This is a genomic window from Sphingobium fontiphilum, assembly GCF_014196635.1.
Classification (GTDB): Bacteria; Pseudomonadota; Alphaproteobacteria; order Sphingomonadales; family Sphingomonadaceae; genus Sphingobium; species Sphingobium fontiphilum.
Genome location: NZ_JACIEB010000002.1, coordinates 292,600 through 317,229, shown reverse-complemented (window position 1 = coordinate 317,229; position 24,630 = coordinate 292,600). Strand labels below are relative to the sequence as shown.

The following is a 24,630-nucleotide window of genomic DNA, read 5'->3' as shown; positions in this document are numbered from 1 at the left end:
CACATCCTGTCGCATGATCGCGCCCACGCTCCAGACCGACCGGCTGACGCTCCGCGCCCATCGGGCCGATGATTATGAGCATCTGAAGGCGTTGTGGGGCGATGCCGAAGTCGTGCGCCATATCGGCGGCCATGTGCAGGACGCGCAGACCGTGTGGTTCCGCCTGTTGCGCTATGCGGGCCTGTGGGCGTTGCTGGGCTTTGGCATGTGGGCGGTGGAGGATCGCGCGACCGGCGCCTTTCTGGGCGATGCTGGGTTGATGGACGCGCGGCGCGGCATCGCCGAACTGGATGGCGTGATCGAGGCGGGATGGGCCTTTGCGCCCGCCGCTTGGGGGCGGGGCATCGCCAGCGAGGCGATGGCGGCGGTGCTGGCCTGGGCCGACGCGCAGCGGCCGGGCGAGGCCGTCCGCTGCATCATCGAGCCGGGCAATGGCGCCTCCATCCGCGTGGCGGAGCGGCTGGGCTTCCTGCCCTATGCAGAGGCAATGTCGGGCGGCGCGCCGATCCGGGTGATGGATCGGCGCGCCGGTTGACCGGCGTTCAGGCGGCGAGGGCGTCGGGATAGAGTTCGATCGCGCTGTCGCGCATCATGGCGCGGCCTTCATCCTGTTCGAACAGCAGGCAATCGACATCGGCGCCGCGCCCGATGCTATGACGCCGCTCGATGCGCCCAGTGGAGCGAAAGCCGATTTTCCGCAGGACATGGCCCGACGCCGGGTTGTCGACGAAATGGGCGGCGTGGACCGGGCCGATGCCGCTGGCGCGCGCGACCTGCATCAACGCCTGCGCCGCTTCGGTGGCGAAGCCCAGGCCCCAGCAGGGGCGCGCGATCCAATAGCCCAGTTCATGGCCGCCCCGGCCATCGTCGTGAATGCCGCATCCGCCCACCAGCCGAGGCGCGCCGCGCGTCCGGCTGAAGATCAGGAATTGCGGCTGGGCCGGGTCATAGAAGCTGGACAGGAACTGTTCGGCATCCTCCAGCCCATAGGGCCAGGGGGCGTGGAGCAGGTTGCGGACCACCGCTTCATCGCCGATCGCGCGGGCCAGGGCCGGGGCGTCCTCCATCCAGCCGGGACGCAGCAGCAGGCGGTTCGTTCGAGCGAACATCTTATACTCCTCATTCGCACGCGCCATTGACCGCAATCTGTTACGGCATGACGACAGGTTGTCCGGTGACGGCCCCTTTGCCCGCACGACGCACAAAAAGGCCAAGGGTTCCAGCCGGTTGAGGGAAATGAGACGGGCGCGAACAAAAAAGGGACGCTCCCGGAGATGGGGCGTCCCGTTTTTCCCTCGATGCTGTCCCTGAACTGGCGGCTTGCGCCTTTGTTCAGTTGACCGGATCGCCCCGTGAAGGACGACCCGTCATCAAGTCGTCCGATTTATTCGGCCGCTTCGGCCATGGCGTCGACCGACACATATTTGCGGCCGAGCTTGCCAGTGTGGAACACCACGCGGCCTTCGCCCAGGGCGAAGAGCGTGTGATCCTTGCCCATGCCGACATTGCGGCCGGGATAGACGCGGGTGCCGCGCTGGCGAATGATGATGTTGCCGCCGATCACTTCCTGACCGCCGAACTTCTTGACGCCAAGGCGCTTCGATTCCGAATCGCGACCGTTGCGCGACGAACCGCCAGCTTTCTTATGTGCCATGACCTAAACTCCTCGAAATCTTGCTGTTGGCTCAGGCGCCGATCGACACGATCTTCAGGATCGTGTGACGCTGGCGGTGGCCGTTGCGGCGGCGATAATTGTGGCGGCGGCGCTTCTTGAAGACGATGACCTTCTCGCCCTTCGCCTGCGCGACGATTTCGGCTGCGACGGTCAGGCCGCTGACGTCCTTGAGCTCGCTGCCTTCACCGGCGAGCAGGACGTCGTCCAGGGTCACCGAATCGCCAGCCTCACCGGCCAGCTTTTCAACGACGATCTTGTCTCCGGCGGCGACGCGATACTGCTTGCCGCCTGTGCGCACGATAGCGAACATGGCTTGTCTCTTCTCGTTCAAATCTGCTTTACGCAGATCATCAAGGACTAAGCCTATCGGACCCGCGCGGGAAAGTGGGCCGTTAGTGGAATGACTCGCTTCTGTCAACCAAGGGCGGCCGGTTTCACCCGAGATTGTCGAGGAAATTTGCCGCCTGTCGCCGGATCGCCTGTCGCTCTTTCGGCTCCATTCGCTCCCAGTTGCGATAGGGCATGGCGAGCCGGGGGTTTGGGGCGAGCGTCTTCTGGTTGCGGGCCAGAAAATCCCAGTAGAGGCTGTTGAAGGGGCAGGCGTTCTCGCCGGTGCGTTGCCGGACGTCATAGCGGCATTTTCCGCAATAATCCGACATGCGATCGATGTAGGCGCCGCTCGCCGCATAGGGTTTGGATCCCAGCAGGCCGCCATCGGCAAACTGGCTCATGCCCAGCGTGTTGGGCAATTCCACCCATTCGAAGGCGTCGGCGTAAACCTCCAGATACCAGATATGCACCTGATACGGGTCGACGCCGGCCAGCAGCGCGAAATTGCCGGTAATCATCAGCCGCTGGATGTGATGGGCATAGCCATGGTCGATGGTCTGGCCGATCGCCTGCGACAGGCAATGCAGGTCGGTCATGCCCGTCCAGTAAAAGCCGGGCAGGTCGCGCCGCGCGTCCAGCGCGTTGCGCCGGGCATAATCGGGCCCTTCATGCCAGTAGATGCCGCGCACATATTCGCGCCAGCCGATGATCTGGCGGATGAAGCCTTCGGCGCAATTGAGCGGCGCCCGGCCCGCAAGATAGCGTTCTTCGACTTTCCGGCACAGATCGAGCGGGTCGAGCAAGCCGACATTGATATAGGGCGAGAGGACGGAGTGCCACAGGAACGGCTCGCCGGTGAGCATCGCGTCCTGATAGTCGCCAAAACGGGGCAGGGCTTCGTCCAGGAAACGCTGTTGCTGGCGCATCGCTTCCTCATGCGTCGCCGCGAAATGAAAATGGTCGAGGCTGCCGATATGATCGGCGAATCGTTCCGCGACCAGAGCTAGCACGTCGCTGGTGATCGCGTCGGGCAGGAAGCGGACCGGCCGGGGCGTCAGCAGGTCGCGGGACGGCGCGGGCCTGCGATTGTCCGCGTCATAATTCCACTGGCCGCCCTCCGGCTTGCCGTCATCGGCCATCAGCAAGCCGGTCTTGCGCCGCATGTCGCGGTAGAAATATTCCATCCGCAACTGTTTGCGCGCCGATGCCCAGCTATCGAATTCAGCGTGGGAACACAGGAAGCGGTCATCCTCATGGATCGTCACGGGAATGGCGAAGCGATCCCGCCAGCTTTCCAGCATGGCGCGAACCCGCCATTCGCCCGCCTCCGTCACATGGATGGCGCGGGGCTTGCGCCGTTCCACGGCACGGGCGACCTCGGCGGTGAAGCTGCCTTCATTGTCGGGATCGTCCAGCCGCACATAGTCGAAGCGCCAGCCCAGATCGCGCAGCCGGCCGGCATGATGGCGCATGGCCGAAAGGATGAAGGCGATCTTGGCCTTGTGATGTTTCACATAGGTCGTTTCGTCGGCGACCTCCATCATCAGCAAGATGGCATCGTCCGGCCGGACGGCGCGTAGGGCGGCGATGTCAGGGGTCAGTTGGTCGCCGAACAGGGGAACAAGCAGGGGGCCATCGGTCATCCCGCAAGGAATGACCGATGGCCCCGCAATATCCCAGCCTGTCCAAAGGGTCAGGCCCCAGGCGTCAGCCGCGGCCGCGCGGCGGCCCCTTGCGCGCGCCGCCGCCCTTGAACGGGCGGGCGCTGTGGGGCGGACGGGGCCGGTTGGGCCGATCGCCATTGGCGGGGCGGGCGCCCTGGCGCTTATGCTCACGGGCCTGTTCGCGCGGGGCGCCCTCGATCGCTTCGATGGCGACGTCCGCGCCCTCGTCGCCCGCCTGGCCGGTGCGCTTCACCGCCGCGAAGAAGCGCGAGGCGAGGGCGGAGGGGATTTCGAACATGGTTTCATTGGCGGCGATGCGGATCGCGCCGATTTCCCCGCGCGTCACATGGCCCCGGCGGCAGATGAGCGGCAATATCCAGCGCGGATCGGCGTTCTGGCGACGGCCGATGTCCATGCGGAACCACTGGGTATCCTCAAAGCCTGGGCGCGGCCCGTCGCGGCGCGGCGGCGCTTCGCTGGCGTCGAGCAGTTCCTCAGGCGCGGGCAGGGCGGCGCGGGCGCTCTTCACCAGCATGGCGGCGATTTCCTTGGCGCTCTTTTCCGCCAGCAATTCCGCGCCCAGCGCCCAGTCGGCCTCGTCCAGCTCCGCCTGTTCCATCAGGCTGGCGCGCAGGCGGGCATTGTCCTGCTCCAGGATCGCCTCGCGGCTGGGGGCGGAGACCCATTCGACCGGGATTTTCGCGCCGCGCAGCATCGATTCGACGCGGCGGCGGCGAGGATAGGGGACGATCAGGACCGCCGTCCCCTTCTTTCCCGCGCGGCCGGTACGGCCCGAACGGTGCTGCATCGTTTCCGCGTCGCGGGGCAGCTCGACATGGACGACCAGCGTCAGCGTGGGGAGGTCGATGCCGCGCGCCGCGACGTCGGTCGCCACGCACACCCGCGCGCGCCTGTCGCGCAGCGCCTGAAGCGCGTGGTTGCGTTCATTCTGGCTATGTTCGCCCGACAGGGCGACGGCCGCAAAGCCGCGCTCCGTCAGGCTGGCGTGCAGGTGGCGGACATTGTCGCGCGTGGCGCAAAACAGGATCGCGGTTTCCGCCTCATGGTAACGCAGCAGGTTGACGACGGCGTTTTCGATGTCGGCGGGGGCGACGGTCATCGCCTGATAGCTGATGTCGCCATGGCCGCGTTCGGCCGACACGGTCGTGACCTGAAGGGCGTTGGTCTGGTAACGGCGGGCCAGCGCCACGATGGGCTTGGGCATTGTGGCCGAAAAGAGCAGCGTCCGGCGGCCTTCGGGCGTCGAATCGAGAATGCCTTCGAGATCCTCGCGAAAGCCCATGTCGAGCATTTCGTCGGCTTCGTCGAGCACAGCGGTCTTGAGCGCCGACAGGTCGAGCGCGCCGCGTTCCAGATGATCGCGCAGGCGGCCGGGCGTGCCGACGACGATATGCGCGCCATGGGCCAGCGCCCGGCGTTCCTTGGCCGCGTCCATGCCGCCGACGCAGGTCGCGATGCGCGCGCGCGCGCCGGCATAGAGCCATTCCAGCTCGCGGCTGACCTGCAGCGCCAGTTCGCGCGTCGGCGCGATGACCAGCGCCAGCGGCCAGGCGGGCGGCGGCAGGCGACCGTCATCGCCCAGCAATTCGGGCGCCATGGCAAGGCCAAAGGCGACGGTCTTGCCCGATCCGGTCTGCGCCGACACGATCATGTCGCGTCCGGCCGCTTCGGGCTGAATGACGGCGCTCTGCACCTCGGTCAGGCTTTCATAGCCCTTGGTCGTCAGCGCCTGCGCAAGGAGAGGGGGGAGAGTTTCAAAAGACATGTTCTTGTTATCCATCGGTAAAAGCGACCCGCCATAACCGACGGATACTGAATGACCTTTTATGCTTCCCAATGGGAAGCCCAGGGGCCGGTCGTCCCCTGGTTCCAAAATCCTCCCACGCATGGGGAGGCATCACGCAAAACAAGAAAGCCTCCTTCCCACATTCCGAGGAAGGAGGCTTTCCTGTTGCTTATAGCGCAAGGATCAGATCGTGGCGACTTCCGCCACGTCGACCTTCACGCCCGGACCCATCGAGGACGACAGTGCGATCTTGCGGACATATTTGCCCTTCGAACCCGACGGCTTCGCCTTGACGATCGCGTCGACGAAGGCGTCGAAATTTTTGCGCAGGTCTTCGGCCGAGAAGCTCGCCTTGCCGAGGCCAGCGTGGATGATGCCGGCCTTTTCGACGCGGAATTCGATCTGGCCACCCTTGGCGGCCTTCACGGCTTCGGCGACGTTGGGCGTCACGGTGCCGAGCTTGGGGTTGGGCATCAGGCCCTTGGGGCCCAGAACCTTGCCCAGGCGGCCGACCAGGCCCATCATGTCGGGCGTGGCGATGACGCGTTCGAAGTCGATATTGCCGCCCTGGATCGATTCCAGCAGGTCTTCGGCGCCCACGACTTCGGCGCCCGCCGCCTTGGCGGCTTCGGCCTTGTCGCCACGGGCGAACACGGCGACGCGAACGTCCTTGCCGGTGCCGGCGGGGAGCGTAACGACGCCACGGACCATCTGGTCGGCGTGACGCGGGTCGACGCCCAGGTTGATCGCGATTTCGACGCTTTCGTCGAACTTGGCGGTGGCATGGGTCTTGATCAGGCCCAGCGCCTCGTCAACGCCGTGCAGCTTTTCCTTGTTGATCGCGGCGGCCAGGGCCTTTGCCTTCTTGGTCAGCTTCGCCATGGTCTTAGCCCTCCACCACTTGGAGGCCCATCGCGCGAGCGGAGCCTTCGATGATCTTCGTTGCAGCGTCGATGTCGTTCGCGTTGAGGTCGACCATCTTGGCCTGCGCGATTTCGGCGAGCTGGGCGCGGGTGATCTTGCCGGCGACGACCTTGCCCGGTTCCTTGGAGCCCGACTTCAGGTTGACGGCCTTCTTGATGAGGTAGGTGGCCGGCGGCTGCTTCGTCACGAAGCTGAACGAGCGGTCGGCATAGACGGTGATGATGGTCGGCAGCGGGGTGCCCTTTTCCATCTTTTCCGTCGACGCGTTGAACGCCTTGCAGAATTCCATGATGTTCACGCCGCGCTGACCCAAGGCAGGGCCGATCGGCGGGGAAGGATTGGCGGCTCCGGCGGGCACCTGGAGCTTGATATAGCCCGTAATTTTCTTGGCCATTGTCACTCACTCTGTTGCTGGGCGCGCCCAAGGGCACGCCCGGTTCAAGTTTAGCGGTTCAAGCGGAGGCCCGAAGGCCGCCTCCCGCGCTTTTCCCTTATCGTCATGCCAGCGGATGCTGGCATCTCAGGCCGCAAGGGAGGGGGCCTGAAGGCACGAGGCCCCGGCCTGCGCCGGGGTAACGTGAAATTATTTCGACAGTTCGACCTGTTCGAAATCCAGTTCGACCGGGGTGGCGCGGCCGAAGATCGACACCGACACCTTGACCCGGTTCTTTTCGAAATCCAGTTCCTCGACCGTGCCGTTGAAGCTGGCGAAGGGGCCGTCCAGCACCTTGACCGCATCACCGATTTCATAATCGATGCTGATCTTGTGCTTGGGCGCGGCGGCGGCTTCTTCCTTGGTGTTGAGGATGCGCGCGGCCTCCGCTTCGCTGATCGGCTGCGGCTTGCCGCTCGACCCCAGGAAACCGGTCACCTTAGGCGTGTTCTTGACGAGGTGATAGACGTCGTCGTTCATGCCCAGCTTCGCCAGGACATAGCCGGGAAAGAATTTGCGTTCCGACTGCACCTTCTTGCCGCGGCGGACCTCGGTCACGGTTTCGGTCGGAACCTCGACCGATTCGACCAGTTGCGACAGGCCCAGACGCTCGGCCTCCGCCACGATCGAATCGCGGACCTTGTTTTCGAAGCCCGAATAGGCGTGGATGATGTACCAGCGCGCCATGATGCGTCCTTAAACTCCCGAAATCAGCCCTGGGCCGTGGCCAGGCTCAACAACCAGCGAACGATCGTTCCAAAGAACGTGTCGATGCCAAAGAAGAACAGGCCCAAAAGCGACGTCATGATGAGCACCATGATGGTGGTCATCCAGGTTTCGCGCCTGGTGGGCCACACGATCTTCGACGCTTCCGTCTTCACCTGGTTGACGAAATCGCCAGGGGATGTCTTGGCCATCTTCAACTGTCCAGCTCGTTAAAAACCAACGCCAAACCGCGAAGCAACAGTCCGCCCTCCCGATCCCGCCCTGTGCGGCGTCCGGGGGTGCGGCCGCATGCTTCGCGACCCGTTCCTTCGCCGATCCGGTCGGACATTTCCACCGGAATTGGCGGAAAATGGCAGGAGTGGAGGGACTCGAACCCCCGGCATTCGGTTTTGGAGACCGACGCTCTACCAGCTGAGCTACACTCCTGCGTCCGGCCCCGGAGCCAGCGAAGGAGCGCGCTTTAGCGCGGCCCGCCCCGCAGGGCAAGGGTTATAAATGGCGCGCTCTGGCGCCGTCGATTTCCAAACGATCACACGCCGCGCGGAACAAAATGCCGTGCCACGGCGTAAATGGCGACACCTGGGGGTGATGAGAAGGAGAGGCCCTGTGGCTGACTATCAAGACCAACCCAACACGCATACGACCATCATCGAGCGTCGCGGCGGCGGTGGAACCGCGATTGCGCTGGTGCTGCTGGCGCTGGTTGCCGCGATCGCCGCTTTCTTCATCATCAGCAACGAAAATCGCGAAACGAGCGCGATCGAGGGCGCGGCCCAACAGGTCGGCGCGGCTGCCGAGCAGGCGGGCGACGCGGTGAGCGATGCGGCCAAGCCGATCAGCAACTGATCGGGATACCCGCCCGGAAGGGGTGGACGGACATGAAAAAGGGGCGCCTTCTGACGGGCGCCCCTTTTTCATTTCGCGCCGGCGCAAAGGCTGGGGAAGATCAGGCTTCGGCCTTGTAATGGCGCGGCGCGGCCTCGTTCAGGATGAACAGGATTTTCTTGAGCGCGGCAGGCTCGTCAATCTGTTCCATCGCAGCCAGTTCGCGGGCAAGGCGGCTGGAGGCGGCTTCGAAAATCTGACGCTCCGAATAGCTCTGTTCGGGCTGATCGTCGGCACGGAACAGATCGCGGGTCACTTCGGCGATCGACACCAGGTCGCCCGAATTGATCTTGGCTTCATATTCCTGAGCGCGACGCGACCACATGGTGCGCTTCACCTTCGGCTTGCCCTTGAGCGTGTCGATGGCTTCTTCCAGCGTCTTGTTGGACGACAGCTTGCGCATGCCAACGCCTTCGGCCTTGTTGGTCGGCACGCGAAGGGTCATGCGTTCCTTTTCAAACCGGAGCACATAGAGTTCCAACTCCATGCCGGCGATCTGTTCTTTTTGCAGTTCCACGACGCGGCCGACACCGTGCTTGGGGTAGACAACATAATCACCAACGTCGAAGGACAGCGCCTTGGCAGCCATTTGAAACCTTTCCATTCTAAAACGGGGATGCGGTGCGTTGCGAGGCATGCTGTGCGAAGCGACAGATGCCGGAAATGAAAGCGGCGCCACCGTCAGGTCATCAGAATAATACTCCGTGCGTTTGCATTAGGGGATGCAACCGCCTGAACCCTGTTCTAGCAGATTCGTAACAAAATTGCCACCCCCGGACACAAATGCGCCAAGGGGCGGGCGCAAAGGCCCTTCATGGGACGATTTTCGCCGCGTTGCAGCGATCAGTCGCCCTTGCCGGGCTCGGGCGAGAAGAATTTTTCGAACTTGCCCTCTACGCCCTTCATAGCGTCGGCGTCGGCCGGGGCTTCGCCCTTCACGGTGATATTGGGCCATTCGGCCGAATATTTGGTGTTGATCTCCAGCCAGTGCTCCAGACCGCTTTCTGTGTCGGGCAGGATGGCTTCGGCCGGGCATTCGGGTTCGCACACGCCGCAATCGATGCATTCGCTGGGGTTTATGACCAGCATGTTTTCGCCCTCATAAAAGCAATCGACAGGGCAGACCTCCACGCAATCCATGAATTTGCAACGGATGCAGTTGTCGGTCACGACGTAGGTCATTGTCTGATACTCTTGGGTTACGGGCGAAAAATCGGCCTCCTGCTATGCGCGCCGCCCGCGAAGGTCAATGAGGATATTCTTGTCGCCTCACTGGCCCAGCTTCAGTTCCTCGTAACACTCCTGCGCTTCGGGGGCGGGGCCGCGCCGGGCGGGAAGCTGGATCACGCGCACCACGCGCACCGTGTCGAAATGGGGAAAGGTAATGAGGTCGCCCGCGCGGATGGGGGCGTGGGACCGTTCGATCCGGCGGCCGTTGATGCGGATATGGCCCGCTTCGGCCAGTTGCTGCGCGGCCGACCGGCTCTTGGCGAGCCGCGTGAACCACAGATATTTGTCGAGGCGCAGGGTCGGTCCCACGGCCGACCCTTGCGCGACCGCGCCGCCGCGATCAGCCATTGCGCCCCAGCAGCTCGGCCAGACCCGCAAAGGCGCTGTTGCCGGTGGGGGTGGCGGGGCCGGCGGTCGCTGCCGGAGCGTTCCGTCTGGGAGCGGGGCCGCGCTTGCCGCCGGGCGCGCGGTCGTTCTGGCCCGGCTTCTGGCCTGGGCGGGGCTTTTGCCGTCCCTTGAACACCCAGTTCGCGCCGGGCGCGGGTGCGGGCGGCGTTTCGGCGCCCTCAACGGGTTCCACGCCCTCAAGCGCTTCAGCGATCTCAGCGTTTTCGGCGCTCTCGGAGACTTCAGGCAAGGGCGCAGGCGTCGCAATCGGGCGGAAGCCCGCTAGGCGCATGAGTTGCAGGAAGGACGCCTCCGACAGGCCCAGCGACACGACCGGGGCGCTCTGGGCGGTGAACGGCTCGTTCTTCGCAATGGTTTCATGCGCGGTGCGGGCCATGCGTTCGGCCATGTCGATGCGCAGCATCTGTTCGCCAAAGCCCCGGAAACCGGCGATGCGCGCGCCCATCTGTTCCAGCTTGTCGCCAGCCACGATCAACGTCAGGCCGGGCTGGGGCAGGGGCAGGCAGGGCTTGCCCGTGCGCGCCGCCGACAGCGCCGCGCGCCAGCGGGCCGATCCGGGCTTCAGCAGGCCGGGGTGATAAATGTCGAGCACGCCGATATCGATCCCCGCCCGGCGAAGCAGATGGCGCTGATCCTTGTCCAGATGCGCCAGCGACGAATCGAGATCGATCCGCGCCATCACGCCGCCGCCATCGCCCAGTTGCGCGAACATGGCGCGCACCACGGCGGGCACGGCCGGATCGGCAGCGCTCTGCGCCATCTTGACCAGCGGCAGCAGGTGGCGGGTCTTTTGCGCCTCGAACCAGTTGCTCAGCCGCGTCGCGACCTGCCGCTGCATATCCTGCCCCAGCGCCATCAGCGCGCGATCCAGCCGGATTTCAGGGGTCAGCAGCGTGGGGCCGGTCATCAGCGTGGCGACGCGATCGCCGCGCCAGCCGATGCCGGGGGCGTCGCCCGCCATGTCCAGCAGCGCCAGATCCTCGTCCGGTCCGCCCACCAACTCTTCCGCCTTCACTCTCAATATCCTTCCCAGATGGCGTTCAGCCGCCGCCAGCAACATCTTGCGATCCTGCATAGTGGCGTCGGGATCGACCGAGAAACGAAATCCGTCAAGTCGGCCGATCGATTCTCCGTCGACTTCGACATGGCCAGCATCGGTCAGTTCCACCGGCAACAGCCTCGCATTCTGGCCGATGTCGCGCAGCAATACCGACGTGCGCCGGTCGACGAAACGCTGGCGCAGCGCGGCGTGGAGCGCATCGGACAGCTTTTCCTCCAGCGCCCGTGTGCGTTCGGCCATTTCGGCGGGGAAAGCCAGCCAGTCGGCGCGATGGGCGATGTAGGACCATGTCCGCGCCGCCGCGATCCGGCCTGACAGGGCGGCGATGTCGCCCTGAATCGAATCGAGTCGGGCGACATGCTGGGCGAACCAGTCGCGGGGAATGTGGCCGCCGCCTTCCGACAAGAAGCGCCAGATACGCATGACCATGCGGGCATGATGATCCGCGCCCAGTTTCTGGAAATCGGGCAGGCCGCAGGCGTCCCAAAGCCGCCCGACCTGCCTGCGGCCCCGCGCCCGTTCGATGACCAGCGGATCGGCGGCCATCCGGCGCAGCACCGCCAGGTCGACCGCTTCGGGCGCGGCGCGCAGTTCGGGGCGGTCGGGGCGCTGCTCCAGATCGGCAATCAACAGTTCCACGCTGTCGAGCCGCGGCGCGCCATTGCGCCAGAACAGCGACTCCAGCCGGGGGAAACGATGCTGTTCGATCGCTTCTATTTCCTCCGGCGTGAAGGCGGCGTCGCCATCCTCCGACCCCAGGCTGCCAAAGGTGCCGTCGCGATGATGGCGGCCCGCGCGCCCGGCGATCTGCGCCATTTCCGTTACGGTGAGCCGCCGGGTGCGATGGCCGTCGAACTTGCGCAGCGACGCGAAGGCGACATGGGCGACGTCGAGGTTGAGGCCCATGCCGATGGCGTCCGTGGCGACCAGATAGTCGACATCGCCATTGAGGAACATCTGCACCTGCGCATTGCGGGTGCTGGGCGACAATGCGCCCATGACCACCGCTGCGCCGCCCCTGAAGCGCCGCAGCATTTCGGCGACGGCATAGACTTCCTCGGCCGAGAAGGCGACGATGGCGGACCGGCGCGGCAGGCGGGAGAGTTTCTTCGCGCCCGCGTAACTCAGCGTCGAAAAGCGCGGTCGGCCGATGATTTCGACGTCGGGGACCAGTGATTTGACGAGGCCCGACATGGTGGCTGAGCCCAGGAACATGGTTTCTTCCCGCCCGCGCGCGCGCAGCAGCCGGTCGGTGAACACATGGCCGCGTTCCGGGTCGGCGCCCAGTTGGGATTCATCGAGCGCGACGAAGGCATAGTCGGTGCGCTCGCCCGTCGCCTTGCCATCGCGACCGGGGCCGACCGGCATGGATTCGGCGGTGCACAGGAAATAGGGCGCGTCGCGGGGCACGATCTTTTCCTCGCCGGTGACAAGCGCGACCTGGTTCGCGCCCTTGATCGCGACGACCTTGTCATAAACCTCGCGCGCCAGCAGGCGCAGGGGAAAGCCCATCAGGCCGCTGCTGTGGCCGCACATGCGCTCGACGGCCAGATGGGTCTTGCCGGTGTTGGTCGGGCCCAGCACAGCGGTAATCGGCGATCGGGCGAAACGAACCATGACCCCGCCCTTGTCGGGCAAGCGGTCCGCTTCCGCAAGGGCCAGTTCCGCAAAGGGGAGTCCATCCCCTTGCCGCCACGCCCCGTCGCAAGCCGCGCGTCATCGCCGCTTCATTAGTTTGACTTTAACCCTGTTGGCTCACAAGAATTCGGCTCACGCGCGGCGCGGGGGTCGTGTCGGTTTCGTCAACGGACATGAATGCGGGTTCCCGGGGGGTCGCCGGTCTTGTTTCAGGATAGCCAGTTCGATTCTCACAGCGGCGGGGCGGCCGTGTCCCTCTGGATGGCGGAGGCTGCGCGCAAGGGGCCGGCGGCGCAGTCCAGGGGCTGGCGCGCGCGCATCAGCCAATGGGCGGAGGAAGTCGACCTCGTCCCCGACCTTGGCCGCGATGTCGGCAGCGCCAAATGGTTTCGCGGCCTTGCAACCTGTTTCGGGCTGATCGCCGCCACCCTCTATCTGTCGCCCGGTTTCCAGCCGATCCCCGGCGCGCCGCCGCCATTGATGTCGCAAGCGAGCTATGACGAGGTGCGCAGCCAGATGATCACGCCGCTGGCGCTGGGCGCGGACAGCGGGCGGCATATGGGTTCGACCGACGCGGTGCTGCCGCTGGCCCAGACGCCCGAACGGCCGCAGATCGAACTCAACGCCCAGATCGGCAGCAGCGACAACCTCGCCCGCGCCCTGTCGCGCGCCGGGGTTTCGGGCGGCGATGTCGCGACGGTGATGGCGATGGTCGGCGGCGACATAGCGGGCGGCATGAAGCCAGGCACGCGGCTGGACATCATTCTGGGCCGGCGCGCCAGCCGCGACCGGCCCCGGCCGCTCGACAAGCTGGCCTTTCGCGCGCGGCTCGACTTGGCGCTGGAACTGGCGCGGACGGGCGACGGCGCTTTGCAGGCGAAGCGCATTCCGATCCATGTCGATAACACGCCGCTGCGCATTCAGGGCGTGGTGGGCGACAGCATCTATCGTTCCGCCCGCGCGGCGGGCGCGCCGCCCAAGGCGATCCAGTCCTTCCTGCGCGTCATCACGCAACAGGTCGATCTGGGCGCGATCGGCGCGGGCGACCGTTATGACCTGATCGTCGATTATCGCCGCGCCGAAACCGGCGATGTCGAGGTGGGCGACCTTCTCTATGCCGGGTTCAGGCGGCTGCGCGGCAAGCAGGTCGACATGCTGAAATGGACCGTCGACGGCCGCACCGAATGGTTCGAGGCGTCGGGCGTGGGCGAACGGCGCGGGGTGCTGGCGCAGCCGGTCGCCGGTCGCCAGTCGTCCAGTTACGGGATGCGGCGTCACCCGATCCTGGGCTATACGCGGATGCACGCGGGCATCGACTTCGCCGCCGCTTATGGTTCGCCCATCTATGCCGTGACCGATGGCGTCATCAGCTATGCCGGGCGTCATGGCGGCCATGGCAATTATGTCCGCATCGAACATGGCGGCGGGCTGGCCACCGGCTATGCTCATATGAGCCGCATCGCAGCCTCGCCGGGCCAGCGGGTGCGGCGCGGGCAGGTGATCGGCTATGTCGGCTCCACCGGCCTGTCGACCGGACCGCATCTCCATTATGAACTTTATCGCAACGGCGCGACGGTGAACCCTAATTCGGTGACCTTTACCACCACGGCGCAGCTTGCCGGGCGCGATCTGGCGGCGTTCCGGGCGCGGCTGGCGCAGCTCAAGGGGCTGCGCGCCGGGCCGCGTGAGGCGCCGGCCGATGCAGGGTCGACCGTTCACGCCAAATGAAGGCGCTTTGCGCGGCGCGATTGCCTGCCCAGAGCATTTTCAAGATGACCCAATCGGGTCATCGGCCCGGAAAATGCGGCAATGAAAGACAAGAGCATTTTCGCTCATAGCGGAAATGTTCTAGACGCGCCGGGATGAAAAACGCCGCGCCGCGCGCCACCGCCATCTTGCTTGCCGGGCACCGCCCCGGCGTCGATCCGCTGGCGCAGGCCGCCGGAGTTCCGGTCAAGACGCTGATCCCCGTCGCGGGCGATGCGATGATCAACCGGCCCGCCCGGGCGCTGCTGGCTCATCCCGCCATCGACCGGCTAATCGTGCTGACGCAGGACGCCGCGCTGTTTGCCGACGATCCGGCGACCGCCTGGCTGGCGGCCGATCCGCGCGTCATGTTCCTGCCCAGCGGAGCCGGAATTGCGGGGACGCTCATCGACCTGATCGACGGGCGGGGCGCGCCATTCCCGCTGCTGGTGACGACGGCGGACCATGTGCTGCTCAGCGCCGCGATGCTGGACCAGTTCGTGGCCGAAGCCGATGGCGCGGACCTGGCCATCGCCATGGTCGAACGGGCGCGGTTGCTGGCGCGCTACCCGGACTCGCGGCGCACATGGCTCAAATTCCGTGACGGCTGGTGGTCGGGCGCCAACATCTTCTGGCTGGGCGGCGCGCGGGTGCGCGACGCCATCGCCATCTGGCGCGAGGTGGAGCAGGACCGCAAGAAGGGCTGGAAGATCATCGCCGCCTTTGGCCCTGTCGTGCTGATCGGCGCGGTCCTACGCCTCCTGTCTCTGCGTGGCGGCCTGCGGCGGATCGGGCGGCGCATGGGGATGGACGCGCGGCTGGTGGCGATGGAGCCGGCCGAAGCCTGCATCGACGCCGACAAACCCGCGGACATCGTGTTGATCGAGAGGATTTTGGCGGCGAGCGCGCGCCCCTCTGGCCGGTAAAGAGTGCGGTGGTCCCGCCTTCAGAGGCGCCGTGCGATGGAGCCTGCCGCCCAGCCCATGGCGCAGGCCATGATGATCGCGACCATGCCATAGGCGAAGGGCCAGTCGCTCGCGGCGTCCGCCATGAACTGTTCGAAGCCCGATTTGCGGATCGTGATGTCGCGCACGGCGGCGGCGACGACGCGGCCGTCCTGCACCAGAAACGTCTCGGCGGTATAAGGGCCGACGATCACCCGCGCCGACAGCGGCAGTCGCGCCTGATACAGGACGCCGTCGGTAATCTCCACGGCGCCGGGCCGTTCCACGAACAGCCCGTAACGGTGGCGCAGATCGGCGAGCCCGGCCTGGAACCGCTCCAGTTCGGCATTGGCGTTCAGGGACGCGGGCGAGAGTTGCAGCTTGTCGAGGCCCAGTTCGTAAATCGCGGCGGTGCGATCGTCGACGATGGCGTCGATCGGGCGGGACGAGGCCATGGCGTAGTAGCTTGGCGCAGAGCGGAAACGGGCGCTGGCGGCGTTGACCCATATGCCCGCCACCTTTTGCTTTTCGCGCATGGTGATGGATTGTTCCGGCCCCTTGAGCACGACGACGATGTCGGCGGGTTTGTCCGGCGCGCGCCCATCGGGATAGACGATGGCGCCGAACAGCAGCAGTTCAGCGCCGGAGAAGCTGTAGCGAATCTCGACTTCGCGTTGCGACACATCGGGCACCAGCATGGGTTCGGCCGCCCCGGTCAGCGGCCACGCCAGCAGCGGCAACAGCGCACGGAACAACCGCTTCACTGGACCTGCACCGAATAGATTTCATCGGGCCGCCAGCCCAGGCCTAGCGCCATGCGGAACGCCACGACCAGCACGATCAGCGCCAGGATGACGCGCAGATTTTCCGGCCGCATCTTCATCGAAATGCGCGTGCCGACCTGTGCCCCGATCACGCTGCCCACCAGTAGCAGCAGCGCCAGCACCAGGTCCACCGCCTTGGTCGTCATGGCGTGGATCATGGTGGTCGCCATGGTCACGAACAATATCTGGAACAGCGATGTGCCGACGACGACCTGCGTCCCCATGCCCAGCAGATAGATCATGGCGGGGACCATGATGAAGCCGCCGCCCACGCCCAGCAGCATCGTCAATATGCCGGTCATCATCCCCAGAAGCAGCGGGGCGAGGGGCGAGATATAGAGGCCCGAGCGATAGAAGCGCCAGCGCATCGGCAACGCCGCGACCAAGGGGTGGTGACGGCGTTTGCGCGCCGTCCGCGCTCGCCCGGTGCGGGCGGCGATCAGCGTTTCGATGGATTCCTTGGCCATCAGACCGCCGATCGACCCCAGCAGCACGACATAGAGGATGGCGATGACCGTATCGATCTGGCCCAGCGCCTGGAGCAGGCGGAACAGCAGCACGCCAATGCCAGCGCCGACGACGCCGCCGCCGACCAGCACGCCGCCCATGCGGACGTCGACGGTGCCGCGCGCCATATGGGTGAACACGCCCGACACCGACGCGCCCGTCACCTGCGACGCCGCCGAAGCCGCCGCCACGGTGGGGGGGATGCCATAAAAGATGAGCAGCGGCGTCGTCAGAAACCCGCCGCCCACGCCGAACATGCCGGAGAGCAGGCCGACGACGCCGCCCAGGCCGATGATGACCAGCGCGTTGACGGAGAGATTGGCGATCGGCAGGTAAAGGTCCATGCCCCCGCAGGACTAGCCCCAAAGCGGCGAGATAGAAAGCGCCGAGGGACTCAAAAATCGGCGGCCAGCGTCAGCGCCAGGCCGGATCGGGGACGGGCCTGTCCCGACACACGTTCGCGCCATTCCACGGTCATGCGGGCGGCGACGGGAGCGGTGGGCAGGCGCAGGTGGAGCGCGGGGCCGACATCGACCCGGTGAACGCCCGGCTGCGCCCCGCCCGACAGGCTGGCGCCGACCGCCATCGCGGTCCGATCGACGGGATGGGTGATCGACAATCGACCGTCGATGAAGGCGTCGAGGGATCGGGCGCCGACCATGCCGGTCTGGGCATAGCCCTCGGCCATCAGGCCGGGCAGCGCCTCGCGCGGGCCAAAGCCGCCCGCGATCACCACAGCCATCGCGTTTCGCGCGGTCCGATCAAGCGCGATGCGGCGTTCCACCGCGATGCTGACGGGCAAATGGCGGGATGGCTGAAAGGCGAGACCCAGCGCCGCCTCCGGCTGGGCGGGGCGGATCAGGGCGGCGCTCGCCCGCGCATAGGCGGCAAGGCGGGATGGCGATCGGGGCGACAGGTCATAATCGACGCGGGCGCCCATCTGGGAAGCGCCAAGCTGACCGCCGGGCAGGCTGACGGGGGCGCCGCCATCGGGTCGCCACAGCACCCAGGCGCTGGCGCGCCAGCGATCGTTGCGGGGCGGCTGCCCGCTCGGTATCGCGATGGGCCAGGGCGCGTGCGCGCTTTCGGTGTCGGCAAGGGCGGCGAGGCCGTTTGCCTCCCCATAATGGCGACTGTTGAAGGCCGTGGTGAAGCGGATGAAATCCATGAGATCGACCGCGCCGCCGATGGGAGCTGGGATCGGTTGTCGCGGCATTGCAGCATGGCGGGGCAAAGGCATTATGCGGGGCGATGCGGCCATGGGGGAGATGGCTGGAGAAGCAGGGCCTTTCGCAACCTGGACAGGCGCTTGTCGGAGCGGCGTTGACCGGGCAACGGGTGCGGCTGCGGGCCACTCCATCCCCACGCGACCGCCGACCCACGCGGCGATCACCAGCAGGAAGAAGCGAAGCGGGCGGCCGCTGCCGAACGGGCCGGTCATGGGCGCTGTTCCATGTCCGGGAAGCGATGCTGCGTCTTGTCCCAGCGCAGCGGCTCGCCCAGCAGCGACCGGCAATACAGGGTGATTGCGCGCCGCGCCGCCAGCATCGCGACCAGATTGGCGATGAAGGTGCGGGGAATGGCGGCCAGCCCCTGCCGCCAGCCATAGCTGCGCCCGACAAACAGCAACCGCACCGCAAAGCGCCATAGCATCAGCGCGAAGGTGATGAGCAGCAGCGTTTCAAGCACTGGCCCCAGCGGCATCGGCGGCACCGGCCGGAACAGGGCGATCGTGCCGATCAGCCCCCAAAGGGCGACGGCGAGATAGGCGGCGAACAGGATCAGCGCCGCCAGCGCCGCGCGGCGATCGCGAAAGCGCATCCACCATTCGCCCGGACCGCCGCGCCACCCCATACGGTCCCACCCGGACAGGGCGATGCCGACCATCCACCGCGCCTTTTGCCGGACGGCGGCCGAAAGGCTGTCGGGGAAATGTTCGCGGATGCACACCAGTTCGCCGCGCGCGTCGCGGATGCGCAGGAATATGCCGCGCCCGCCATGGGCGGTGATCCGCAGGCCCGTTTCATAATCCTCCGTCAGCGAAGCGGCGTCGAAGGGGCCGTCGTCGCCGTCGAGCGCCGCCAGCGCGTCGCGGGAAAAGGCGCAGCCGACGCCCGCCGAAGGAATGGACGCGCCCAAAGCCTCCCGCACGGTCAGATATTTGCCATGTTCCTCTGCAAATTCGTCGCAATAGTGATCGGCGATGGCGCGCCGCCAGCGCGACCCTTCGCCCGGCAGCGGCAGGACGGGCAATTGCACCAGATCGAACCGGTCGATCATTTTGTCGAACAGCGCGATTTCATCGACGTGGACGACATCTTCCGCATCGTGCAGCACCACCGCCTTGAACCGGCGACCGGTCCGCTGTTCCTCCGCCAGCATGGTGCGCCACAGGCCGTTCAGGCAATCGGCCTTGGTCGTCGGGCCGGGGCGATCATGGATGCGGATGATCGCCTGTTCCTGTTCTCCCGCCGCCGCGATGGCGGCCAGAGACGTTGCCGGATCATTGGGATAGGCGCCAACGAACAGACGGAAATCCGCGCCTTTCCATTGGCGCAGCGCATGGCGGACCATGGGGCCGATCACCTCGGCTTCCTGCCAGGCGGGAACGAATATGGCGATGCAGCCAGGATGGTCCGATCGCGGCAATGTGGCCATGGTCATGCGCGCGTGGCGCGAATAGACGGCGATCCGTCGCCAGCCGCGCCGAAAAAGGAAAACAAGGTCGATGACCAGATCGTCGATGCCGCCGATGGCTAGCCCGGCCGCCGCGAACAGCGTCAGTTCGTGCCGCACCACAACCAGCAGATTGATCGCCCCGTCGATCAAGAACAGCTCCCCGCCCCGGTTGCCCGATTGATGCCTCAAATACGGATGGTTGCAAGCGCGCAAATGCCGGTTTGGTTTGACCCCCAGGCGCGACCTTCCTAGGATCTTGCCCATCATCCCCCATCGGTCAAAGGAGCGAACCGTTGATCCAAAGTCAGCGCCCGCGATCCAATTTGCGCGAATTTCTGTCCGGCGAAGCGGCAGGCGGCATATTGCTGATGACTAGCGCCGCTCTGGCCTTGCTGCTGGCCAATCTGTCGGAGGAAACGGCGCATCTCTATCATCTGCTGGTCCATGCGCAGACCGGACCGACGCTGACCCCCAAGCTGGGGCCGATGACCGTGCATCTGTGGATCAACGACGGTCTGATGGCGATCTTCTTCCTCCTCGTGGGCCTGGAGATCAAGCGCGAGTTCGTCGACGGTCGGCTCTCTTCATGGGAAAGGCGGCGCCTACCGGTGATTGCGGCGGCGGCGGGCATGGTCTTCCCTGCGGTCGTCTATCTGGCCTTTACCTCTGGCGACGCGACCCTGACCAATGGCTGGGCCATTCCCGCCGCGACCGACATCGCCTTCGCCATCGGCGTGCTGGCGCTGCTCGGTCCGCGCGCGCCGACTTCGCTCAAGCTGTTCCTGACGACGGTCGCCATCGTCGACGACATGGGCGCGGTGGCGATCATCGCGGTCGCCTATACCGCCGGTCTCAACAGCCTGGCGCTGTTCGCCGCCGCGATCATCCTGGTGGCGATGTACGTGATGAACAAGAGCGGGGTGAAGTCTCTGCCGCTCTACCTGATCGGCTTTGCGCTGCTATGGTATGCGATGTTGTTGTCGGGAGTCCATGCCACCATTGCCGGCGTGCTCGCGGCGATGATGGTGCCGATCCGCAAGACCCCGGCCGCCCCTGACGCCATAGACAGCCCGCTGCACAGGCTGGAGCATGCCATCCACCCCTGGAGCGCCTATGCCATCGTGCCGCTGTTCGGTTTCGCCAATGCCGGCGTATCGCTGGGCGGCGGCGCGGCCGGCCATCTGGTCGCGCCCTTGCCTCTGGGCATTGCCGCCGGCCTGTTCCTGGGCAAGCAATTCGGCGTGTTCGGCGCGATCTGGCTCAGCGTCCGCATGGGGCTCGCCACGCGGCCAAAGGGAGCAAACTGGGCGCAGATCTATGGCGTGTCGTTGCTGTGCGGCATCGGCTTCACCATGAGCCTGTTCATCGGTGCGCTGGCCTTCCCGCACTCGCCTTTGCTGATCGAGGAGGCCAAGATCGGCACGCTGGCGGGATCGGTGCTATCGGCGGTGGTGGGCTTCCTGGTGTTGCGTTTTGCGCCCACGCGAAAAGCGCCGGTGCCGTCCCGCAAGCCCGCATGAGGCAACTTTCCGGCGGTTCGAAGGTTCGGACTGTCGGAAACGCATAACGAGGAGAAAACCCATGCGCGCACCCGTCATCGCCGCCGTCATCGCCGCCATGCTGCCCATGGCCGCCTGCACATCCGATAATTATGGCGGCGGCTATGGCTATGACCGTCCTGGCGACCGTCCGCCGCCCGCGCGCCGTTATCGGCCCATCGGCGACAATGACTATATCTATCGCGACCGTGACGGCCGCTATTATTGCAAGCGCGACGACGGCACCACCGGCACCATCGTCGGCGCGATTGCGGGCGGCGTGCTGGGCAACATCATTGCGCCGGGCGGATCCAAGACGCTGGGCACCATCCTGGGCGCGGGCGGCGGCGCGCTGGCGGGCCGGGCCATCGACAAGGGGGACATCAAGTGCGAATGATCGCACTGGCATGATGACGGGAACGGGCGTTGGCCACTTGCCGTCGACGCCCGTTCGCGCCACAAACGGGGCCATGAAAACCGCGCCCGCTCTGATCGCCCTCGCTCTGGCCGCCCATCCCCTTGCCGCACTGGCGCAGGAGGTCTCGGCCGATCCAGCGCGCCTGAAGACGAATGTCGAGCATCTGGTGGGCTTTGGCACGCGGCACACATTGTCGTCCGCGACCGACCCCAAAAGGGGCATTGGCGCAGCCCGGCGATGGGTTGCAGGGGAATTTGAGAAAATCGGCAAGGCCTGCAAAGGCTGCCTGTCGGTCGAGACCGTGGCTGACCGATTTACCGGCCCGCGCGCGCCCGACGGCGTTGAGGTCGTCGACCTGCTCGCCATTCAGAAGGGCGCGGGCGACCCGGATCAGGTGGTGATCGTCGCAGCCCATATCGACAGCCGCGTCAGCAATGTGATGGACGCAACCAGCGACGCGCCGGGCGCGAATGACGATGGTTCGGGCGTCGCGCTGGTGATGGAGGCGGCGCGCTTGCTTGCTGGCGAAAAATTCGACGGCACAATTGTCTATGCCGTGCTTTCGGGCGAGGAACAGGGCCTTTGGGGCGGCAAATTGCTGGCCGCGACGGCCAAGGCGCGGGGATGGAAAGTGCGCGCGATGTTGAACAACGACATTGTCGGCAACACGGTCGGCCAGAACGGGCAGGTGGTGGCCAACCGCGTGCGCGTCTTTTCCGAAGGCGCGCGATCCTCGGAGGATCAGCAGGCGGCGATGGCGCGCCGGGCCATAGGCGGCGAGGATGACGGCCCGTCGCGCGCGCTGGCCAAGAAGATCGACGCCATAGCGCAGGATAATCCCCAGATTGGGCTTGACGTGTTCGCGGTGCGCAGGCCCGACCGTTTCGGACGCGGGGGCGATCATACGCCGTTGCTGGAACTGGGCTATCCGGCGGTGCGCTTTTCGGTGGGCATCGAAAATTACGACCAGCAGCATCAGGATCTGCGCACCGACAAGGGCCGCGTCTATGGCGACACGGTCGATGCGATGGATTTTGCCTATCTGGCGCGAGTGACGGCGCTAAATGTCGCGGCCTTGCGGGAACTGGCGGGCGCGCCCGCCGCGCCCGCCGCCGTGATGCTGGACGGCGCGCTGTCGATGGATACCAAGGTGACGTGGGAACCGGCGCCGGGCGCGGTCGCCTATCGCGTCAGTTGGCGCCGGGCGGACCAGAGCGGCTGGACCGACAGCCGGGTCGTGCGCGGCGCCGAGACCATTTTGAAGGATATTGTCGTCGACGATCATTTCATCGGCGTGTCCGCCATCGCCGCCAATGGCGCGGAGAGCATCGTGACCTTTGGCGGCATGGCGCCGCGCCGCTGACATATAATGGCCCGATAAGGGCGCAACGAGACTGCAACGGAGCCTGTCATGCCGCCTTCCCCCTGGACCCATCACCGCAACGCCGCGCTGGCCGACGACATTGATTTCGAGATCAAGGGGCAGGAACTCCAGTTCCTTGAAATCGAGCTGGATCCGGGCGAAAGCGCGATCGCCGAAGCGGGCGCGATGGTTTGGAAGGACGCCAGCATCGGCATGACCACCGTGTTCGGTGATGGCGGCGGCGGCGAGGGCGGCGGCTTCATGGGCAAGCTGCTGGGTGCGGGCAAGCGGCTGGTGACGGGGGAAAGCCTGTTCACCACGGTCTTCACCCATGGCGGCCATGGCAAGGCGCGCGTCGCCTTCGCCTCGCCCACGCCCGGCGCGATCCTGCCGCTGAAGCTCGACCAATATGGCGGCACTTTGATCTGTCAGAAGGACGCATTTCTGGCGGCGGCGCGCGGGGTGTCCATCGGCATCCATTTCCAGAAGCGGGTGATGACCGGCCTGTTCGGTGGCGAGGGTTTCATCATGCAGCGGCTGGACGGCGATGGATGGGTGTTCGTGCAGATGGGCGGCACCGTGGTCGAACGCGAACTGGCGGCGGGCGAGGAACTGCATGTCGACACCGGCTGTCTGGCGGCGATGACGCCAAGCGTCGATTTCGACCTGGTGACGGCGGGCGGGGTCAAATCGGTTCTGTTCGGCGGGGAGGGTCTGTTCTTCGCGCGGCTGCGCGGGCCGGGCCATGTGTGGATCCAGTCGCTGCCCTTCTCGCGCCTTGCCGGGCGGATGCTGGCCGCTGCGGGCAGCCGGGGCGGACAGAACCGGGGCGAGGGATCTGCGCTTGGCGCGCTGGGCGACTTCATCGGCGGCAACAACTGAACAGCTTGTGGCGGGAGGCGGCGATGGCGCGGGCGGATTTCGCGGCAGGGATCACGGCGCTGATCGGCTGGCTGGCCGCCGCGCCCGCCATGGCCCAGCCACCCGCCGAAGTGACCGCCGCCGTCGAACGCCAGCTGGAGGATAGCGAGGCCGACGACCTCGATCTGGGGCAGGCGCGCAGGCTTTACAGCAATGTCGACCTGACCGGGCAGGAGGCGGGCGACTGGATCGTCGATTTCGCCCGTATGCCCGCGGCGATGATGTGCGGCACGGGTGGTTGCACATTGCAGATCTATGTGGCCGGGCCGGACGGATACAGGCTGGCCTTTGACCGGCAGGTTCTGGGTTACAAGATCGAGCGCGGCGAGGGCGCGCCGCGGCTGGTGACGGCCGAACATGGCGTGCATTGCGGCGGGACGGGATCGGACGAATGCCGCTATGCCTATGGCTGGGTCGCGGGCGCTGACGGGCGCGGGTGGTTTCTGCCCGCTGATCCGGGCGGGCCGCGCCATGGCTATTCAGGTCCGCTGGCGCAGCCGTTGCCGGGGGCGGACAGGGCCATCACGGCGCTGGCCGCGATGGCCGACGCCTATATCGCGCAATGCAAGGCCGATGGTGGCGCGGCGGAGACCGGGGAGGCGCTGGCGCTGCTGCCCGACCTCAATGACGATGGCCTGCCCGAAGCCTTGTTCGACGCCGCTCGGGCCATGTGCGCGCGGGCCGGCGCGGCCGCCGCCCCCTGCGCCGAACCGGCCTGTCAGAGCGCATTGCTGGCGTCCGGCCCCGAAGGCTGGGTGGTGGACTGGCGCGGGCCGCCGTTCGATTATGCGATCCGCTTCGATGGCGGCAAGGCGGTGATGAGCGTCGCCGCGCCCGATTGCGGCATGTGCGATGCGCGTGCGGTGCGGCTGGCGGAGGGGCGTTTGTCGCCCGATTGAGCCGGGCCGCT

26 protein-coding genes and 1 tRNA gene are annotated in these 24,630 nt (G+C 66.1%); 9 read left to right on the top strand and 18 right to left on the bottom strand.

Features of this window, described 5'->3' with window-relative positions:
- Nucleotides 1-13: 13 nt before the first annotated feature.
- On the top strand, nt 14-535 hold the full coding sequence (locus GGR44_RS05835; protein WP_183954514.1) for a GNAT family N-acetyltransferase: 522 nt from the start codon (nt 14-16) through the stop codon (nt 533-535).
- Between the two features lie 7 nt (nt 536-542).
- On the opposite strand, the gene GGR44_RS05830 is transcribed toward GGR44_RS05835, so the two are convergent.
- The 10 genes from GGR44_RS05830 to GGR44_RS05785 form a co-directional block, all read right to left on the bottom strand.
- Nucleotides 543-1,109: a GNAT family N-acetyltransferase gene (locus GGR44_RS05830; protein WP_183954513.1), complete on the bottom strand. Its 567-nt coding sequence runs from the start codon at nt 1,107-1,109 to the stop codon at nt 543-545.
- Nucleotides 1,110-1,384: 275 nt separating this feature from the next.
- Complete coding sequence (gene rpmA / locus GGR44_RS05825; protein ID WP_007683600.1) at nt 1,385-1,654, bottom strand: 50S ribosomal protein L27; 270 nt, start codon at nt 1,652-1,654, stop codon at nt 1,385-1,387.
- Between the two features lie 31 nt (nt 1,655-1,685).
- Nucleotides 1,686-1,985 carry a 50S ribosomal protein L21 gene (gene rplU, locus GGR44_RS05820; RefSeq protein ID WP_183954512.1) on the bottom strand — a complete coding sequence of 100 codons (300 nt, stop codon included), beginning with the start codon at nt 1,983-1,985 and terminating at the stop codon, nt 1,686-1,688.
- 124 nt (nt 1,986-2,109) lie between these two features.
- Nucleotides 2,110-3,648, bottom strand: a complete 1,539-nt coding sequence (locus GGR44_RS05815) for a cryptochrome/photolyase family protein (RefSeq protein ID WP_183954511.1) — start codon at nt 3,646-3,648, stop codon at nt 2,110-2,112.
- A gap of 64 nt (nt 3,649-3,712) precedes the next feature.
- Nucleotides 3,713-5,455 carry a DEAD/DEAH box helicase gene (locus GGR44_RS05810; RefSeq protein WP_183954510.1) on the bottom strand — a complete coding sequence of 581 codons (1,743 nt, stop codon included), beginning with the start codon at nt 5,453-5,455 and terminating at the stop codon, nt 3,713-3,715.
- A 204-nt stretch (nt 5,456-5,659) separates the two neighbouring features.
- Nucleotides 5,660-6,358, bottom strand: a complete 699-nt coding sequence (gene rplA / locus GGR44_RS05805; RefSeq protein ID WP_183954509.1) for a 50S ribosomal protein L1 — start codon at nt 6,356-6,358, stop codon at nt 5,660-5,662.
- Nucleotides 6,359-6,362: 4 nt separating this feature from the next.
- Nucleotides 6,363-6,794, bottom strand: a complete 432-nt coding sequence (rplK, locus tag GGR44_RS05800) for a 50S ribosomal protein L11 (RefSeq protein ID WP_183954508.1) — start codon at nt 6,792-6,794, stop codon at nt 6,363-6,365.
- 189 nt (nt 6,795-6,983) lie between these two features.
- Nucleotides 6,984-7,520 carry a transcription termination/antitermination protein NusG gene (gene nusG, locus GGR44_RS05795; protein WP_183954507.1) on the bottom strand — a complete coding sequence of 179 codons (537 nt, stop codon included), beginning with the start codon at nt 7,518-7,520 and terminating at the stop codon, nt 6,984-6,986.
- A gap of 23 nt (nt 7,521-7,543) precedes the next feature.
- Complete coding sequence (gene secE, locus GGR44_RS05790) at nt 7,544-7,750, bottom strand: preprotein translocase subunit SecE (protein ID WP_183954506.1); 207 nt, start codon at nt 7,748-7,750, stop codon at nt 7,544-7,546.
- A gap of 159 nt (nt 7,751-7,909) precedes the next feature.
- Nucleotides 7,910-7,985 (bottom strand) — tRNA-Trp (locus tag GGR44_RS05785).
- Between the two features lie 180 nt (nt 7,986-8,165).
- Here GGR44_RS05785 and GGR44_RS05780 point away from each other — a divergent pair.
- On the top strand, nt 8,166-8,405 hold the full coding sequence (locus GGR44_RS05780) for a hypothetical protein (protein WP_183954505.1): 240 nt from the start codon (nt 8,166-8,168) through the stop codon (nt 8,403-8,405).
- A 100-nt stretch (nt 8,406-8,505) separates the two neighbouring features.
- On the opposite strand, the gene GGR44_RS05775 is transcribed toward GGR44_RS05780, so the two are convergent.
- From GGR44_RS05775 to GGR44_RS05760, 4 genes are all read right to left on the bottom strand, one after another.
- A complete protein-coding gene (locus GGR44_RS05775) occupies nt 8,506-9,033 on the bottom strand; it encodes a CarD family transcriptional regulator (protein ID WP_183954504.1) in 528 nt (175 codons plus the stop codon).
- Between the two features lie 254 nt (nt 9,034-9,287).
- Complete coding sequence (gene fdxA / locus GGR44_RS05770) at nt 9,288-9,626, bottom strand: ferredoxin FdxA (RefSeq protein WP_183954503.1); 339 nt, start codon at nt 9,624-9,626, stop codon at nt 9,288-9,290.
- An 87-nt stretch (nt 9,627-9,713) separates the two neighbouring features.
- On the bottom strand, nt 9,714-10,022 hold the full coding sequence (locus GGR44_RS05765; protein ID WP_183954502.1) for an RNA-binding S4 domain-containing protein: 309 nt from the start codon (nt 10,020-10,022) through the stop codon (nt 9,714-9,716).
- On the bottom strand, nt 10,015-12,759 hold the full coding sequence (locus GGR44_RS05760; RefSeq protein ID WP_183954501.1) for a helicase-related protein: 2,745 nt from the start codon (nt 12,757-12,759) through the stop codon (nt 10,015-10,017). The genes GGR44_RS05765 and GGR44_RS05760 overlap by 8 nt, the downstream gene beginning before the upstream one ends.
- Nucleotides 12,760-12,984: 225 nt before the next feature.
- Here GGR44_RS05760 and GGR44_RS05755 point away from each other — a divergent pair, with 225 nt between their 5' ends.
- Nucleotides 12,985-14,508 carry a peptidoglycan DD-metalloendopeptidase family protein gene (locus GGR44_RS05755; protein ID WP_484592873.1) on the top strand — a complete coding sequence of 508 codons (1,524 nt, stop codon included), beginning with the start codon at nt 12,985-12,987 and terminating at the stop codon, nt 14,506-14,508.
- A gap of 134 nt (nt 14,509-14,642) precedes the next feature.
- Nucleotides 14,643-15,452: an NTP transferase domain-containing protein gene (locus GGR44_RS05750; RefSeq protein WP_183954499.1), complete on the top strand. Its 810-nt coding sequence runs from the start codon at nt 14,643-14,645 to the stop codon at nt 15,450-15,452.
- A gap of 20 nt (nt 15,453-15,472) precedes the next feature.
- Here the strand turns inward: GGR44_RS05750 and GGR44_RS05745 are convergent, their stop codons facing one another.
- The 4 genes from GGR44_RS05745 to GGR44_RS05730 form a co-directional block, all read right to left on the bottom strand.
- A complete protein-coding gene (locus GGR44_RS05745; protein WP_183954852.1) occupies nt 15,473-16,168 on the bottom strand; it encodes a TIGR02186 family protein in 696 nt (231 codons plus the stop codon).
- A gap of 62 nt (nt 16,169-16,230) precedes the next feature.
- Nucleotides 16,231-17,145 (bottom strand): sulfite exporter TauE/SafE family protein, encoded by a 915-nt coding sequence (locus tag GGR44_RS05740; RefSeq protein WP_183954498.1) that lies wholly within the window; start codon nt 17,143-17,145, stop codon nt 16,231-16,233.
- Between the two features lie 50 nt (nt 17,146-17,195).
- Nucleotides 17,196-18,017 (bottom strand): hypothetical protein, encoded by an 822-nt coding sequence (locus GGR44_RS16680; protein ID WP_246344326.1) that lies wholly within the window; start codon nt 18,015-18,017, stop codon nt 17,196-17,198.
- A gap of 221 nt (nt 18,018-18,238) precedes the next feature.
- Nucleotides 18,239-19,630 (bottom strand): glycosyl transferase family protein, encoded by a 1,392-nt coding sequence (locus GGR44_RS05730; protein ID WP_246344325.1) that lies wholly within the window; start codon nt 19,628-19,630, stop codon nt 18,239-18,241.
- A 143-nt stretch (nt 19,631-19,773) separates the two neighbouring features.
- Here GGR44_RS05730 and nhaA point away from each other — a divergent pair, with 143 nt between their 5' ends.
- The 5 genes from nhaA (at nt 19,774) to GGR44_RS05705 (ending at nt 24,619) form a co-directional block, all read left to right on the top strand.
- Nucleotides 19,774-21,000, top strand: a complete 1,227-nt coding sequence (gene nhaA / locus GGR44_RS05725; RefSeq protein ID WP_183954497.1) for a Na+/H+ antiporter NhaA — start codon at nt 19,774-19,776, stop codon at nt 20,998-21,000.
- 61 nt (nt 21,001-21,061) lie between these two features.
- Nucleotides 21,062-21,415 (top strand): glycine zipper 2TM domain-containing protein, encoded by a 354-nt coding sequence (locus GGR44_RS05720; protein ID WP_183954496.1) that lies wholly within the window; start codon nt 21,062-21,064, stop codon nt 21,413-21,415.
- 73 nt (nt 21,416-21,488) lie between these two features.
- Complete coding sequence (locus GGR44_RS05715; RefSeq protein WP_183954495.1) at nt 21,489-22,799, top strand: M20/M25/M40 family metallo-hydrolase; 1,311 nt, start codon at nt 21,489-21,491, stop codon at nt 22,797-22,799.
- 48 nt (nt 22,800-22,847) lie between these two features.
- Entirely contained in the window at nt 22,848-23,681 is an 834-nt protein-coding gene (locus GGR44_RS05710) for a TIGR00266 family protein (RefSeq protein WP_183954494.1), read from the top strand.
- A gap of 23 nt (nt 23,682-23,704) precedes the next feature.
- Nucleotides 23,705-24,619: a hypothetical protein gene (locus GGR44_RS05705; protein WP_183954493.1), complete on the top strand. Its 915-nt coding sequence runs from the start codon at nt 23,705-23,707 to the stop codon at nt 24,617-24,619.
- The last annotated feature ends 11 nt before the right edge of the window (nt 24,620-24,630 follow it).